At 61.2% G+C, this 16,141-nt stretch carries 10 protein-coding genes; 2 read left to right on the top strand and 8 right to left on the bottom strand.

Going from position 1 to position 16,141, the window contains the following annotated elements; all coding sequences use genetic code 11:
• Positions 1-38: 38 nt before the first annotated feature.
• The 3 genes from VGG64_00490 to VGG64_00500 form a co-directional block, all read right to left on the bottom strand.
• Complete coding sequence (locus VGG64_00490; protein HEY1598046.1) at positions 39-794, bottom strand: methyltransferase domain-containing protein; 756 nt, start codon at positions 792-794, stop codon at positions 39-41.
• Between the two features lie 64 nt (positions 795-858).
• A complete protein-coding gene (locus VGG64_00495) occupies positions 859-1,266 on the bottom strand; it encodes a metallopeptidase family protein (protein ID HEY1598047.1) in 408 nt (135 codons plus the stop codon).
• 49 nt (positions 1,267-1,315) lie between these two features.
• Positions 1,316-1,996: a DedA family protein gene (locus VGG64_00500; protein ID HEY1598048.1), complete on the bottom strand. Its 681-nt coding sequence runs from the start codon at positions 1,994-1,996 to the stop codon at positions 1,316-1,318.
• Between the two features lie 242 nt (positions 1,997-2,238).
• Between VGG64_00500 and VGG64_00505 the strand changes: the two genes are divergently transcribed.
• Positions 2,239-3,612 carry a dicarboxylate/amino acid:cation symporter gene (locus tag VGG64_00505; GenBank protein ID HEY1598049.1) on the top strand — a complete coding sequence of 458 codons (1,374 nt, stop codon included), beginning with the start codon at positions 2,239-2,241 and terminating at the stop codon, positions 3,610-3,612.
• A gap of 30 nt (positions 3,613-3,642) precedes the next feature.
• Here the strand turns inward: VGG64_00505 and VGG64_00510 are convergent, their stop codons facing one another.
• From VGG64_00510 to VGG64_00520, 3 genes are all read right to left on the bottom strand, one after another.
• Positions 3,643-5,778, bottom strand: coding sequence for a glycoside hydrolase family 32 protein (locus VGG64_00510; protein ID HEY1598050.1), 2,136 nt, complete (start codon positions 5,776-5,778; stop codon positions 3,643-3,645).
• 259 nt (positions 5,779-6,037) lie between these two features.
• The gene (locus VGG64_00515; GenBank protein ID HEY1598051.1) at positions 6,038-7,153 is read right to left on the bottom strand and encodes a DUF1559 domain-containing protein; all 1,116 of its coding nucleotides are present in this window, start codon (positions 7,151-7,153) and stop codon (positions 6,038-6,040) included.
• Between the two features lie 270 nt (positions 7,154-7,423).
• Positions 7,424-8,887, bottom strand: coding sequence for a DUF1501 domain-containing protein (locus tag VGG64_00520; protein HEY1598052.1), 1,464 nt, complete (start codon positions 8,885-8,887; stop codon positions 7,424-7,426).
• 829 nt (positions 8,888-9,716) lie between these two features.
• Between VGG64_00520 and VGG64_00525 the strand changes: the two genes are divergently transcribed.
• Positions 9,717-10,703 (top strand): PEP-CTERM sorting domain-containing protein, encoded by a 987-nt coding sequence (locus VGG64_00525; protein HEY1598053.1) that lies wholly within the window; start codon positions 9,717-9,719, stop codon positions 10,701-10,703.
• A 120-nt stretch (positions 10,704-10,823) separates the two neighbouring features.
• Here VGG64_00525 and VGG64_00530 read toward each other — a convergent pair whose 3' ends face one another.
• Positions 10,824-12,884 (bottom strand): hypothetical protein, encoded by a 2,061-nt coding sequence (locus tag VGG64_00530; GenBank protein HEY1598054.1) that lies wholly within the window; start codon positions 12,882-12,884, stop codon positions 10,824-10,826.
• An 8-nt stretch (positions 12,885-12,892) separates the two neighbouring features.
• Complete coding sequence (locus tag VGG64_00535) at positions 12,893-16,012, bottom strand: hypothetical protein (protein HEY1598055.1); 3,120 nt, start codon at positions 16,010-16,012, stop codon at positions 12,893-12,895.
• Positions 16,013-16,141: the final 129 nt, after the last annotated feature.

Consider the following 16,141-nt stretch of genomic DNA (forward strand, 5'->3'; position numbering starts at 1 on the left):
TACCGCAACGTGCCGCGAATGGCAAGGAGGCCGAAGATCTATAGCTTTACGGCGACCACGCGGATGCGACGATAGTCAACCACCCAGTGATCTTCTTGCCAGAGCGGATCGCGCAATTGTCGTTCGACGGCTGTGAATACGGATTCCTGTCGCTCGGCGCTAAGCGGCGCCAAAAATGAACCGGCGAACATACGCAGCCAGTTGCGCAATCCTTGCTCGCCATCTTCGAGCGGCGTGGGTCGATCGAAGAGCGTGGCGAAGCGCACTTCAAACCCCTGCTGTTCCAGAAGGGGCGCGTACTGTCCCACGCTGGGAAAGAACCACTGCTGCGACAGATCGGTGTCGCCGAGCGCCTGGTTCATCGCCGTGATCACGCTGGCGACGCACCCCTTGCCGCCGAACTCGGCCACGAATCGTCCGCCGGGTCGCAGGGCACCGGCAATCGCACGCACGGCCGCTTCGGGAGGGCGGACCCAATGTAGCACGGCGTTGCTAAAGACCGCATCTTGCGGCGCTTCCACTGTAAAGTTAGTGCCATCCGCGACGCGAAAATCGAGCTGCGGAAAATTGCGCTGGGCTTGTTTGACCATCTCGGGCGAGAGATCGGCGCCAATCACTTGAGCGCCGCGGGCCGCGATTTCGGCCGTCAGCGGACCGGTGCCGCAACCCAGGTCGAAAATTCGCTCGCCCGGCTGCGGATCGAGCAAATCTAACAACCCAGCCGCTGCTTTATAGACGAACGAGTGCCGCGAATCGTACAGCGCCGGATCCCAAGTCTGCGTGGGTGTGGTCATGGTGTATCTGTAGGCGGTAGGGATGATTAATTAACCGGGGTGACACGTCGTAGCGCGTCCGGGTTCACTCGCCGTGACGATCAAAGGGGCTCTCGCGAGATTCGTACTCCTCGAGATCTTCCTCCGAGTAGCCAAAATGGTGGGCCAGCTCGTGGATCAGCGTGCGCCGTATTTCGTAGGCCAGCTCGGCGCGGCTGCGGCAGGCTTCTTCGAGCGGGCGCTTGAAGAGCAGGATCTGGTTGGGCGCGTGCTCGCCGTACGCCTGCTCGGTGACAGCGTTACCCACGAATAGCCCCAGCAGTGTTTCCTGACTGGGATCGAGCCCGGCCTCGACGAGCATCTTGCGTGTGGGTGCGAGCTCGACGTCGACCACGACGTTTTCAAGCCACGCCTTGAATGGCTCGTCCAGCTCGGCGATCACTTGCTGAGCGATGGCGACGAACTCGGGCATCGAGAGATGAGCCGATTTCATGTTCTGCAAGAATTGCCAGGAAGGGCTCGTCGGTCACGCGTTGCCGAACCTATGACTTGTCTTGGACCGCATCGGTTGATGGCGCCACGGCCAACGCATGTCGCCGTGCGCGCCAGGCTTCTACGATGGCGGGCAATATCGAAATAACGATGATCGCCAGCAACACGACTTCGAAGTTCTTTTTTACCCAGGGAATATTGCCGAAGAAATAGCCGCTGAACAGACACAGTGAAATCCACAATACGGCGCCTACGACGTTGTAGCTGGCGAACCGCCAGTAGGACATGCTCCCCACGCCAGCCAGAAACGGGGCGAAGGTGCGCACGATCGGGACGAAGCGGGCCAGTATGATCGTCTTGCCCCCGTATCGCTCGTAGAACTGATGCGTGCGGTCGAGATATTTCTTTTTCAGGAAGCGTCCGTCGTGGTTGAGCACTTTCGGACCCAGGAAATTGCCAATCGCATAGTTCACGGCATCGCCGGCGATGGCGGCCACGCCCAGTAGCAAAAAAAGCAACGCCAAGTTAAGCGAATCGGGAATCGCCGCAAAAGCCCCCGCGGCGAACAATAGCGAGTCACCCGGCAGAATCGGTGTGATGACCAGCCCCGTCTCGCAAAAAATAATCACGAAAAGGATCAGATACGTCCCGGGACCATACTCCTTGATGAATTCTTGCAAATGCACATGGAAGTGTAGCACCAGATCGATAAGGTCTTTCAACCATTCCATGTGTAGTCGTGCGCCGTGGGTGGAGGTTGCCGTTGGCAAGAGAAAACGAGAATTGTTTCCACCGTGACCATGCCGATCGGGCCATGGGCCGCCCGTGGATGCCCGTAGGTCTCAAAGTCTACTGCGCGATTCCCATTCTCGGTAGTGCGGCCGCTTGCTACGACCGCTACAATGTCGCCCGTCGCCACCCCAGCACATGAAATGCGCTTGCCACTTCTGCCCCTGGATTTTCGGATTCATTGATGACAGCAGAGGAATCTCGGTCTGGCGTCGGCTCGGCAGGCGCGACGGCCCGCAAACGGTTGCCGCTTCACACCCGGGTATTGATTGGGCTGATAATCGGCGCCGTGGCCGGCGCGGTGGCCAACTACTTCCTCGAACGCGCACGGTTGGACAGTCTCCTCACGGTGACCGACACCATCGGCCGCATTTTTCTACGGCTGGTTTTCATGGTGGTTTTGCCGCTGGTGATATCGGCCCTGGCGCTGGGTGTGCTCGAGCTGGGGGACCTGCGGCGGCTTGGCCGGGTCGGCGCGCGAACGTTGTTCTTCACGCTCATCTTATCGGCCTCATCGGTAGCCATCGGGCTGGGGCTGGTGAACCTAATTCGTCCCGGCGCGCGGCTTTCCGAAGAGCAGCGTACGGCGCTCATGCAGCAGTACGCTCCGAACGTGGCGACGGCCAAGGCCAAAGCCGAGCAGGCCAAATCGCTGAGCGATACGCTCCTGGACATCATTCCCGAAAACCCCTTGCAGGAGATGGCCGGCGCCGTCGACGGCAGTTCCAAGGGGAACGGCATGTTAGCCGTGATGTTCTTTGCGCTGATGCTGGGCGTGGCGCTGGCCATGTCACCGGAGCGCACCGGAGCGCTAGTGCGCGTGCTGGAGGGAACGTTCGACGTCAGCATGGTAATTATCGGCCTGGCGATGCGGCTGGCACCCTACTGTGTGGCGTGCCTGGTCTTTGGTATCACCGCGCGGCAAGGGCCCGATGTGCTGGTGACGTTGTTCTGGTTCGTGGCTACGGTGCTGTTGGGATTGTCGATCCAGATGTTTGTGGTTTACTCGCTGGCCGTTGCCGGGATTGCGCGACGGAGCCCGCTTCAGTTTTTTCGCGACGTGTCCGACGCGGCGCTGACGGCTTTCGGCACATCCAGCTCTAACGCCACCTTGCCCGTATCCTTGCGCGTGGCGCGCGAGAATCTGAAACTACCCCCCGAAATCTCGCGCTTTGTACTGACCGTGGGGGCGACGGGCAATCAGAACGGTACGGCGCTATACGAAGGCGTGGTGGTGCTGTTCCTCGCCCAGGTATTTGGCGTCGAGCTGACGTTTGTTCAGCAGATCCAGGTGGTGCTGATGTCGATCCTGGCTGGCGTGGGAACCGCGGGTGTCCCTGGCGGATCGATTCCGCTAATCATGATCGTGCTGACGAACGTGGGCGTACCCGCCGAGGGTATTGCGGTGATCCTGGGGGTCGATCGACTGTGCGACATGTGCCGCACCGTATTGAACGTCACTGGCGACTTGGTGCTGGCCACGTGTGTGGCTGGAGATGAAGTGGCCGATGATCCGGCCCTTTTCCAGGGCGAAGGCCTGGCCCCACCGGCCGGTTAGCGCCATAAGCGCAGCCAAAGCCTGTTTTCGTTACCAGGCTGACCGCAATTCGAAAACCGTGAGCGATCGCAGCCGTACCGGTCCGCCGCGCGTGAAGAATTCCAGCGATTTATTGTCCGCCGCCGGCGTCATGCCGGCGGAAACCGCCACGGCCCCTTGGTTTCCGAAAATCTCTAGCGACCCGCGATCGACCAGCATCCGCACGCGGATCACACCGTCGACTGCTGCTAGCGGAACCTTGTACTTGCCGCAGCTAATCTCGTGACGGCGAACATCGTAGGTCACGGGCACGCCGCGCACGACAAAGCCACATTCCTGCGCCTCGGCCAGGTCGATTTCCGCTTCGATGTCGAACAGCTCACCCGCAATATCCTCTAGTGGATTCTCGCCGGGCCTTACCCGCGCGTCTCCCCAGGTGTGTAACGTCGTGCGGAGCGACTCGACTTCTTCGACGGGCCAGGCATGCATTCGCGGCCCATCCTTCGTTGTGTGCAACGACAAGTCGACCGGCACCGTCATTTGCTGATTGAACGGCATGCCCGGGAACTCGATCCCTTGTGCCCAACCGATTTGTACGCGTCGACCGTCCGGCGCATCGTTATAGGTTTGCGAGGCGTAGAAGTTCCCATGCCATAGCTGATGTTTACCCGGCTCTCCGGTGCTCGCATCCGGAGTAAACTTCCGGCCGTCGAACTGGCCGAGCGTATATTTACCGTCGGCCGCGTACAGCACCCAGCGCGTGTTCGTGTCGTTGTTGTCGATCGGCAACTCGAAAAGATCAGGGCACTCGAAATAGCCTTCGATGCGGCTGGCCAATTGCCAGATTTTCAGATCGGGCGAAGTATAAAACGCGATCCAGCGTTTGTTATCCGTTTCGTCGTAGACCGCCATCACCCAGCGTTTGGTCGGCGCGTGCCAGAGCAGCTTGGGGTCGCGCCCCTGATGACGCACGACGGGGTTGCCCGAGTACTCGGTCCAGGTGGTCCCCTGATCGTTACTGTAGGCGATGCATTCGCCACGTCCGGTGCTGGTATAGGCCAGCACCAGCGGCGTGTCGTCTCCACGCTGAAAACCGGCCGTATTGTCCCGGTCGACAACGGCGCTACCGGAAAAGCACCAATCTCCGTAGCGGTGCGGAACGAGCGCGATCGGCAGCTCGTGCCACTCGATCAAATCTTCGCTCACCGCATGCCCCCAGTGCATGTTGCCCCAATTCCAGCCGTAGGGATTGTGTTGATAGAACAAGTGCCACCGCTGGCCGTCGTAAACCAGCCCGTTAGGATCGTTGAGCCAGCCACGTTGCGACGTGAAGTGAAACTGCGGCCGCAACCGCTCGTGATAAACAGGAACGGCCACGCGCGGCTGATCGTCGAGCGTAACGGCAGCCAGGGCCTGCGAGCCCGCGGGAAGCGCTTCGACTTCGAGCCGTAACTTGCGGCCGCGGAACTCGGCGACGTCGACCGGCACCCAAAACGAGGGGCGGCCACTTGCCACCCGCGCCTTGTCGTCGAGGCGTTGACTGCTCGCCTCTCGGTCGCTGCCTGTAGAGTCGGCCAACTCAATGTCGAACTCGCGCACGCTATTTTCATCTACGACCAGTCGCATATGCCGCTGCGGGTTGCCTGTCGTCACGGGCAGATTCAAATAGCGGGCTGTGACCGTGATCTCGCGCTGAGCCGATTCGGCGGCGAGGCGCCGATCGCTTTGCACAATCTGATCGACGTTGACATGCCCCCAGCCGCCGGAACTGCGATCGACGATTTGTAACACGGCCTCGCGACCGGCCAGATCTTGCACATCCCAGGTTTGCCAATCGAGTCGCTCGTTTCCACCGCCGGCTGCCGGACCGGTTGCGGTGCGTACGACCTTGCCGCCGACGAGCAGGTTGACGCACGTTTCGAGCGGATGATGGCCGCCGCCGATCAAGAAGTTGATATAGCGGCGATCGATCTTGATTGGCGGGGATGCGAGTGTGCCGGTGGTCCTATCTCCGCCGACATAGGAGTTGACCAGGCCATGTCCCTCGAACCCGCTGACGGCCATCTGATTGGCAAGCGTGCCGCGCGCCGGCCTTTGGCCGAACGCTTCACCTGCGACCTGCCAATTGCCGTAATCGCTCCCCTCGAAATCCGCGATGACGAGATCCGGTCGGTCGGCGGCCGTCATTACCGTTGCTCGGAATGTCAGTGCCGCTGCGCACAACATCGCGCAACGGACAAATGTCGCCAGGTTATTTCTGCGCACGTCTTCCCCGAAGAAACCGGGCCCTTGCAAATCGCCACTGGTAGCCAGTTTCCTCAGATATTGGTCCGCCCGCAAGCGGGGCGTGGCATGACTTCGCGAGCGCCTGACCCACGGGGCCGGGTCGAGAATGCCGACCGCTGGGGGGCGGTCGGTGAGAGACGGGGTTACGCGGCAGGCAGAATCAATAGTCGCCTGCGATATCGGCTCCGCTGCGGGTTCCCAGGGCGTGCCACGTCTGCGGTTGGATGGTTGAAGCGACCCCGCGCACCGAACCATCCATGAGCAAACAATTAACCACGCCCGGATGATAACTTCGCGACGTGACGGCGGCGAACGTGTATCCGCTGGTCATCGCCTTTTCTGCTAACGAGACATAGTCGACGTCGTACGTGCCCGACACGTTCGGCACCTGATTACCCCCCTGGCTCACGGGCGTACCCGTGCCCACATTCTGATTCGTGACGGTGACATACATGGGTGCATTCGGAGTAAACGCAGTCGTAAAGCCCGTCTGAGTGACAGTCGGGTTGTTGTAGTCCAAGTGCAAGTTGCTGTTGAGGGTGCTGCCATCACCGCTGAAACTGCTCGCCTGCGGATTCACTCCGAGCAACGTGAGCAGAGCAGCCGGGCTCGCCGGCAGCGTCGTGTTCGTCGGGTCCGCCATGTTGGGGAGCTTAAGGCTGCGGATATAGCCGATGCCCATCTTGATACCGCCCGATTGAAGTTGGGCTTTCACCTCTGCCGCACCCAATGTGTTGCTGAGCCCATCGGTGATTGCTTGAGGCCCCAGCGCGCTATTGATGACGAAGGGCCCGTCGCTGGCGACATTGCGCGCCCAGTCGTATAGGAACCAGGTGCCGTAGTTGAATCCGTAGTTGATGGGCCAGCGGTAGGTGAACGTGTCGGGTGATGGTCCGCCGCCGTCGACTACCGCATCTACGCTAGAATCGCTGGGGCAGTTATAGGTGGGGATCTGCTGCTGAATCGCCATGCTTTGCGACGAGACGTACGCGCTCGCCAGGTTGCCCTGTTCGATAAAGGGGAGCAGCCCGAGATGCACGGACGTCGTACCCGTCGAGGGAGCGGGATACATCTCGGCCGGGGGAAAGACGAGGTAGGTCGTCTGGTAATTGTGTAGCGCGAGTCCCACCTGCTTGAGATTATTCGAACACTGGGCCTTGCGCGCCGCTTCGCGCGCCATTTGCACGGCCGGCAACAACAGGCCGATCAAGATGCCAATGATGGCAATAACGACCAGCAATTCGACCAGAGTGAAACCACGACGCTGTTTCGGCATCGCTGCCCCTTTTGCAATTCCGGGATGGCTTTGGACATTGGGTCCCGCTAGACAGCAAAGGGAATGCCCCGGACAGGTCCTAACAGATTCGTAAGACGCGCCTTGGGCCCATGTCCAATACGCGCAGAAAAGTGCCGCAAACGGCGGCTTAAGGGGCTAGATTTCCCAATCGCGGCATTGCGTCGCGACGATGTTTTCACCAGGCGTGGCGAAAACTTCGCCGTGACATGACCGCCCTGGCGGGGACGCTCGCCTTTAGGCGAAGACCGCTTAGGTCAATCCGGGAATCGGCTCGCCGTGATAGATCTGATGCGGTCGATCTTCCTGATCGTGCCACACGGCCATGTCAGGAATACCAAGCGATTGGTAGATCGAGGCGGCCATGTTCTCGGGCTTTACGGGGGTGTTGGCCGGGTGACCGCCGTTGCGATCCGATGAGCCAATGACCGTTCCTCCGCGCACGCCGCCTCCCGCGAAGAAAACGCTTTGCACCGCGCCCCAGTGATCACGCCCTGGCAACTTCATTCCGGCCAGTGTCGAGATCCTCGGAGTGCGCCCGAACTCGCCTGCCATTACGATCAACGTGCTATCGAGGAGTCCTTCCATCTCCAAGTCGTCCAACAATGCCGATAGGGCGCGATCCGTGGGGGGAAACAATTGGTCCTTCAGTACGGGGAAGATGCTCTGGTGCGTATCCCAGGTTTCGTTGTTTCCCAGATTCACCTGCACCAAACTAACGCCGGCCTGCACCAGACGCTTGGCCATCAATAGCGACCAGCCAAACACGTTGCGGCCATACCGTTCTTGCACGGCCGGCTCGGCATGCGCGACATCGAATGCTTGATGGACGCGCGGATCAGCCAACAGAGAGATCGCATCCTGCCGGTAGCGGTCAAAGCGCTCGTCGCTGGCTAATCGCTCCAGACCCGCGCGTTGTCGGCCTACTTCGTCTAGTAGCGCCAATCGCTTTTGAAATCGATCGCCGGCCAACCCCTCGGGCAGGGACAAATTCGGTGCCTGAAAGGCAAAGCCCGCGGGATTCTCGGCACCGCGCTCGAAATGAAATCCGTACTCCGGCCAGGCGCCGTAAGAGGTGGCGTTGAACGGCGAGGCGTCGACAAACCAAGGATCACGCTGCATCCCCATCTGGCCGCCAAATTGGCCAGGAATGACACGCCCAGAGCGGTGAATGAGCCGCTCGGGCAGTACCACGGCCGGCGGGAGATTGTTTTGCCGTGGTTGCGCGACGCCAGCGATCGCAGCGATCGAAGGCCAATCGGTCGATTTCGGCCCGAGGGGATCGAACGCCGGCGGCACGGACGACACGCCCGAGAGCATAAACATGTGGCCTGCGGAATGATCGTTCGTGCCATGTGTCAGTGAACGGACCAGCGACCACAGGTGGCTTCGCTTGGCCAACTCCGGCAAATGTTCGCAGATCTCGATGCCTGGTGTCCGGGTCGAGATTGGCCGAAATTCTCCGCGGATCCCGTCCGGGGCAGCGGGTTTCAGGTCAAAACTCTCGTGCTGCGACATTCCGCCGGAGAGAAAGATGTAGATTACAGCGCGAGCGCGCCCCGTCGTGGACGCGGCACGTGCCGACGGAGCGGCGGCGCTCCGCAGCGCGGCCAGGTGATTCATACCAAGCCCCAGCAGGCTCACGGTGCCGGCTTCTAGCGCAGCCCGGCGCGTTAAGCGCGGGTGGGTCGCGGTCGACGGGCGAAAGGTGGGCATGGCGTGCCGTCGCGATCAAGGTGGGGTCCAATGAACATAACGCTAACAGACACCAGAAGATGATTCAAGCAAAGCTGGATCGTAAGCGGCGTCGTCGCTCCCGACGGCAGATCGCCTTGTCGAACTCTCAACGGCAATCCCGTTGAGGAACGATCGCATGCCGACGACGATTCCTGATCGCTGAGGGTTCGAGTTTCGACTCAGCAGCAATGGAATTTTATTGACAGTCGCGTTACAGAGATGTAATGTGACGGCGCAGTTCGGGAATCTAAAGAGTCGCACCAACATTTCTCTGCTCGTGCCACTGGGAATTCCTACGATTCTTTCCTGGCCATCGTAGGAAAACGTGTCGCACTGTTAGGGCTCGTCGGCGGTTGAGTGTGTGTAGGTGCTACGCGGCAAGAGGGCTCGCGCGATGTGGCTCAAGCGTGCGTCGCGAATGACCTGTCGCATTGTGCTTGCATTCTTAAGCGAAGATCGCTTGGCGCTGCGCATTGATTGCGCTCGTGGCATCGGGGCAGGGCTGGTTTCTCGGGTCGTTCTTAGCCCCGCGTTATGCAGTAGAGACGCCAATGAACTCGACAGTTCCGACAATCTGTCGATATCTCGCGACGAGGTAGCTTGCGCCTCACGTCTGAGCGCTCGGCGACACGCACGTCCGAATTAATGCGCGGACGTGTCTGGGCGATGCAACTGTTCTTGCACGCCCATTTTGTTGCGCGGCAGCGTCAAGAAATGGCCGCCTGCTCTCGCCGCGGCGCGCGGCGGTCTTGTCCGTTGCGCTTTTGCAGGGCCAACAAGATAAACCAATCCACCTAGGAGTAGAACCATGTCACGTCGCATGAATCGCATCGTGTCGGTCGTTGTCGTCCTGATGGCGGTCCTGGCTGCACAGGCTGCTGCGGATCCACTGCCTGGTGAAGTTCTAAAGTTCGAGCAATTCCCGTTAGTGGCGGGTCCCAATGGCGGCTATCCAGGCCACGACGAAATCAGCACCATCGCACCCGCGAATGTCGCCCCAGGTTACACGGGACAGTACATGGCCGATGATTTTGCTGACAAGTTCTCAACGCCAGTGGTCGATGTCGGTTGGTGGGGTTCGTACTTGCAAGGGAGCGGCGCCACGCAGTTTCTGATCTCTTTCGAGTCTGATGTGCCGGCCGATCCTGCTGGTGAATTCAGTCATCCCGGCCAGGTGCTCTCGGCACAGATCGTAACCCTGGGCGCGCTCACTGCGGGATCGGGCACCTTCACCGAGACTGCCGTACCGAATCCAGGCAGTCCGGACGGCAACCTGTTTCAATACAACGCTGAGTTGAGCGTGCCGTTTGCCGAGCAGCCGAACACCGTCTACTGGTTGAAGATCGTGGCCATACAACAACCAGGGCAGGGATTTGTGTGGGGCTGGCATGATCGCGATTGGTCGATTCAAAATCCGTTGGCGTCGACCGCGCCGGCGGTGTCTCCCGGCGAGCACGTGCTGGGGATAGTCGCTCCGGGCATTCCTGTGTACCACTTTCAAGACGATGCGGTATCGGGAACGATGACGCTCGACCCGACGACGCTGCCGCTGCCTGGCCCAATCTCGCCGGGTTCGGTTCACCAGGCCCTTGGCACCCCGCAGAACTACATTCTGCCGTGGGACGGACCGGCGGCCGTTCCGGGGACGACGTTTCCGGGCATCGACTCGTTCTCGAAGGACCTGGCATTTTCGCTGTACACCAGGACGCCGGAGCCCTCGACGTTTGTCCTCTTAGGACTGGGTTCCCTGGCGTGCGGGCTGAGCCAATGGCGCAAAGCACGCCGCGGCTTGTGAGATGCCCAGCGATTCTGCCCCTCTCCGCAGTGCGGAGAGGGGCAGGCGCTGGGTGCGATGTCGCACGATGAACGCTACGGGCCGCGGCTGGCTCGCTTTGGCATGCGGCCCATTATTTTCCTACGGCAATTCGTTGAGCGTGTAATAGGCGTCGGGGTGCAACAGCTTCTCCCCTTCGTCCGTAGGAACGTCTTTCAGTCGCAGGTGGTAGACACGCCGTTTGTCGCGCTCCGGCACTGTAATATGAGCGGTCAGACCGTCGCTTGCTACGCGGATCTCGGTAATTTTATTTTCGCGTCGTTCGATCTCGGGCGAGCCGTACGTATCCCAATAGTGATAGGTGTACGATTCCAGAAACCAGCGCTCTGCCTCGGCTGCCTTGGCGACGTCGATCGGCTTGGTGAATTTCAGGTCCCAACCATCGGCCGTGATATTCATGGAATGAATTTCCGGCGGGACGTTGCCTGTGTACACCACCCGCTGCACGCCGTGCGTCTGTCCTCCGAGCGAACCCCAACCGCGATTGGTTTCGCCAACGAACATGCTGCCGTCCGGCGCGAACGCAAGTCGGTTCACGCCCGACTGAAATCCAGTGCGGAAGCCGAAGCACGCACCCTGCATGCGTCCCTGAACTTCTTCCAGCGAACAGCGCATGACGAGCGAATTGGTCAGCTCGGCCACAAAGCATTGTCCGGCAAAGGGACCGAACCGCCCTGCGGTCGTATCCCACACCGGTTCGGCCGCCGAGCGCGCTACGGCAAAGGGAAACCAAATGGCCGGCTGCACGACCTCGGGCGTCTCACCCTCGGCCACGCCCGGCATCCAGGGAAGAGCCGCTTTGTGGCCGTAGAACTCACCGCGGCGGATCTCCTGCAGTTTGCAGACCGGGATGTATTCTCCTTGATTGTCGGTATAGAACAGCCGACCCGCCGGATCGAAGGCCACGCCATTGGGGCTGCGCAATCCGAATGCCCAGGGAGTGAACGTGCCGTCACGGCCGATCTTGGCACAGCAGCCGCGATACGCGACTTCAGGACGCTCTTTGCTGAATGCCAGGTTCAATGTTACGAACAAGTCGCCCAGCGCGTCACGCACGGGGCCGTAGGCGAACTCATGGTAGTCGCCCGAGATGCCAAAGCGATCGCACATGGTGTCGTATTCGTCGGCCACGTCGTCGCCGTTGGTGTCGCGCAATAACGTTAGTTCCGGCCGTTGCATGGCCCACAGCGAGTGGTTGCCATCGGCCAGCAGTCCTAAGGGCTCGTGCAGACCGATGGCGAATCGTTGCCAGTGGATCTGGTCGACATCCTCGGCCAAGGGATTCGTCACCAGCCACACATCACCGCGGCGCGTGGCCACGAACAACTTGCCGTCGGGGCGAAACGCTAGTCCGCCCACTTCGACCAACGTGTCCGGCGGCAGCGGGAGGCTCTCGATGCGGTAATGCTGCCCTTCGCCGGTAGGAGGAAAGTCGCGATCCAACAATCGATCGAGCTTCACCTGGAAACGGACGGCCACGGTCGGATTGAAATAGAAATTCCAACGCCCCTTGCGATGCGCCACTTTGATGAGCAGATCGTTCATCCCCTCGTGCAAGTCGAGAGCGACCGTATCTTGTTCAAGCGCCTGACGCGTGCCGGCCCCGGTGAACACGAGCGGTTTGCCATTGAGCCAAGCCACCACTTGATCTTCGCTGCCGATCGATACAGGCACTTGCATCGCCCGCGGGCTTTCCACCCGCCGGTACAAATAACAGGCGCAGTCATCGGAGGTCTTGAATCTGGCCAGGCTGACGCGCAGGCCGTCGCGCAGATTCACGCCGCGCCAACGAGCCGTCTCCCCTTTGCCTTCGTAGGTGGCGTTGAGTTTGATCTCTTGCTCGGGCGGGTAAGAAGTGCTGAGGCCGCGGCCGTCTGTGTTGTCGAATGGCCCAATCAAGTGCCAGGTGGCAGGCCAGCGTACGGCGCCGCTCGCCTCGAGCGATGCTATGCGTGTTGCTTCGCGTGTTTCTTTTTTTACGTAGGTCAGGTCGTCTTGCGCTAGCGTAATCGTTGCGAGCGCGAGGACGACGCACAGCGCGAGACTCGTGTGCAGCGCGTTCACCGTATGCCCACGTGCCGTGGGCATGGCACCGGCTTGCGCGGCTTGCTTTGTAAACGTCGTTTGGCGATCGGCGGACATGAGCTTTGTCACTTCAGTTCCTCTGCCAGCAACTGGCGCCATGTTTCGGGTTGCGCATCGGTTGGCCGCCACAATGTCATTTTCACGTTTCGTTCATCCCCCGCGGCCGGCGCGGCAATGCGAACCAGCACTTGCCAGCGCTCGCCCTGTCGCTGGATGTGCCAATCGGCGGTGTTTCCCGTAGGTCGAAGTCTCAACAGCAACGGCTGGCCCCCTTGGTCGATTCGCAGAAAGCAATTGGCCGCCGGGCGTTGGTCGCCGACGGGTGAAAAATCGGCGGCTACGCCTGTCGTGATCTGGGGCTCGGTCTCGGCATCGGACACGTGCAGCCACACGAGATCGTTTGCAGGGGCCGCAATGGATACTTCGCGTAACACACCCACGCCTGCCGCCGACCGCAGCGACGTGATTCGTTCCGCGAACGTTGCGTCTCCGCCCCCATCGAGCGCCAAGCGGTAGCGGAACGTCGGACCGCGATCATCAACCTGATATCCCAGTTGTGCGAGCCGCGATGGATGCAGCTTTCCATCGCGCACCATAAAGCCGAGCGCAGGGTCCGTGTCGCGCCCGGCGAAATTCGGCACCAGGGAGGTCGCGGCAGTGACCTCCCACGGGCAGCCGGCGGGTGCCGTCCAGAAAGTAGTACCGAGCACGTGTGCCGGGTGCCCGCCGCGTCCGTTCCAGACCGGTCCCATATCGAGGAATTCACCACTCCAGGCGAACGCCAGCCGGCCCATCTGAGCATCGAATGCTGCGTGTACGTCATTCGGAAAGCGCACGGCGATGCTGCGGGGTGTGGTGCCGGGCAAAAACGTTCGGATGGCTACCGGACGCGTGCCGGCCGCCAGCGTTTGCAGCTTTTGCCGCTCGAGTCCCTCGGGGGGCGGCAGGCTGCGGGCGACGGCCAGATACTGCCAGATCGCGGCGCGCTGCCGTGCGGGATCGCCGTCGAGGATGTCTTTATATGGGCTCTCTCCATTGAGAAACACCGTCGGCATCCGCGTCCCAGCCGCGATGCGTTGCGGGTCTTGCATCCAACGTTCGTACCAGCCGTTATTGATGCGTGCCGTGACGTTGGCCAGGTCGGGACCACGCGTGCCTGTCGACGGGATATCGAGCATGTCGTGACACTTGGTACAACCAAAGCCACGGCTGCCTACCAGCGTGCGCCCGGCTTCGGCCAGCGCTGTGTCCGCAGGGTTGTCGGCAGCTTTGTCGGCAGCAACGGCCGCGGCCGGCTCTGCCAGCGGCTGCGCGTCGAGCGACGCCAGCTGCGGTGGAAGCGACGAGATCGATCTCTTGTCGAAATGCGGCATCTGCAACGACATCCAGGGACGCGATCGTTCGTCCCCTTCCAGAACGCCGCGAAGTGCTTTGCCCGTGAGCTTACCTGTGACTTGTGTCAATGACGGCGGCGTGACCAATTCGCTACCCCCGTCCTGGCCCGTGCCGAGACGATTAATGAACTCCTGAGTTAGGCCGCCGTCGCCGTCGCGTTCGTGACAGGCCTGACAATTGAAGCGGACTAGCGCTTGCCGGGCCGCATCGGCTGGCGCAGCGAGAGCCGGTGCTTTTACGGCGCCCTGCAGCAGTGCGACAACCGCCTTGCGATCGAGCGCGGCACTGAATTGTGGCACAGCCTTGCCGTCTGCCTTAGTCGACGAGACGTCGTTGGCGTCTGCCCGCGCTGTCGCCAGGCATCCCCCCGCACATTGCGTCGCCACAGCGAGAAAATCGAGGCGGCTGGCCTTGGGTTGCCACGGTTGATCTTCACCTGCAGGTTTCATCTCGTGGCAGGCGGCGCAGTTGCGCGCCTGCATCACCTCGCGACCCAGCGCCGGCAGCTGTTGCTGGGACGGTAGCGCGGCAAAGGCGGTTTGATGCGCCTCGGAGAGCCCGAGCGCCGCGAAGGCGGCTTGCACGGCATCGGCGGCCGGCGCCGCGGGCAATTCCAAGGCAGGTGCCGTAGCCGCATCGTGGCCAATCAAGTACATCGCCAGTTGCCGCTTGTCGAGTTTGCCGAGCACGAAGCGGGGCATGAGTCCGGCCGGGGCAATCGCCTCGGGCTTGTGCAAAAACGCCTCGATCACCTCGGGCGTGGTTTTTTGCGATAGGTTCCGCAATGTGATACGCGCCGGCCGCTCCCCCTGTCGCTCGTGGCATACGGCGCAACCAATTTTCTGGAAGTGCTGCGCACCGGCTTCGGCCGTTTCGCGAACCACCGCATCGGGCGAGCTGGGCACGATGGCTATCGGTCCCCCCTCGGCGGCCAAAAATGTCGCCACCGCATAGCGTTCGACGTCACCAATTGCGTCAGCAGAAAACAGTCGTGGCATCACGGCTTCGGGGCGCAGCGTTGTCGGATCCGCCAGCCAGTGGTAGATCCAGCCGGTCTTGAGCCGCGCCCCGGCGGCGGTCAGGCGCGGACCGGGGCGCTTGGCAAGTTGCAACGACAAGGACACCTTTTCGTTCGGGGTGTGACAGGCGACACAGCTATGTTCTTCTGCCACGAGACGGCCGCGTTGGAACAAATCGTCAACGAGCGGATCGCCTTTTTGGTGTCCTAAAACTCGCGATGGCAGTGGCTCGGGGGCGAACGATTCTGATTGCCAGTTGAGCTTCAATCGCGCGGGCTGATTCGCTGTAGGTTCGTATTGAAGGTCGACGCGATGCAGACCGAGCGCCAATTCCACTGGCGTCGCAGCCGTGGTTGATTTCCGAGTTTCGTCCGTAAGGGGTAGTGCGACCGGTCGATCATCGATCGATAGTGCAACGCGTCCGATTGCCGTCGCCGAGAATTGATATTTGCCGGGCTGAAGAATGTCCATCACGCCGCGATAGTGGACCCGCCAGCCGGTTGCCGGCAATCGAGGGTCGGGCGACTCGCCGATGGCAAGCTCGCAGGCCGGGATCGCTTCGTAGCGGCTGAACTCGACGTGACTATCCGCGTGCGCGTAGTTGGCGACGAGTCCGGGAAGTCGCGTGGGAAGCACATCTTCGTCATCGTTATCCGCCGGAGCGGACCAGGCCGTAGCGCCGCTGATCATCAGAAATGCGACGGCGACATAAGGCATGGAGCGCAGCAGGCACGCAAACGGAGGCGTAGTGGCAGCGAAGCAAACTTTCATCGGAGACCGTGTCTACGTGGTAGGCGGGATCGGCAGGGCGGCTGCTGCAGGTATCTGCGAGGCGGCCGCGGACCGGCGGCAAACCCCCAGTTTACGCTCGGCGGATGGCGAAATAAACCGCTCTGCCTC

This window comes from Pirellulales bacterium, from assembly GCA_036490175.1.
Classification (GTDB): Bacteria; Planctomycetota; Planctomycetia; order Pirellulales; family JACPPG01; genus JACPPG01.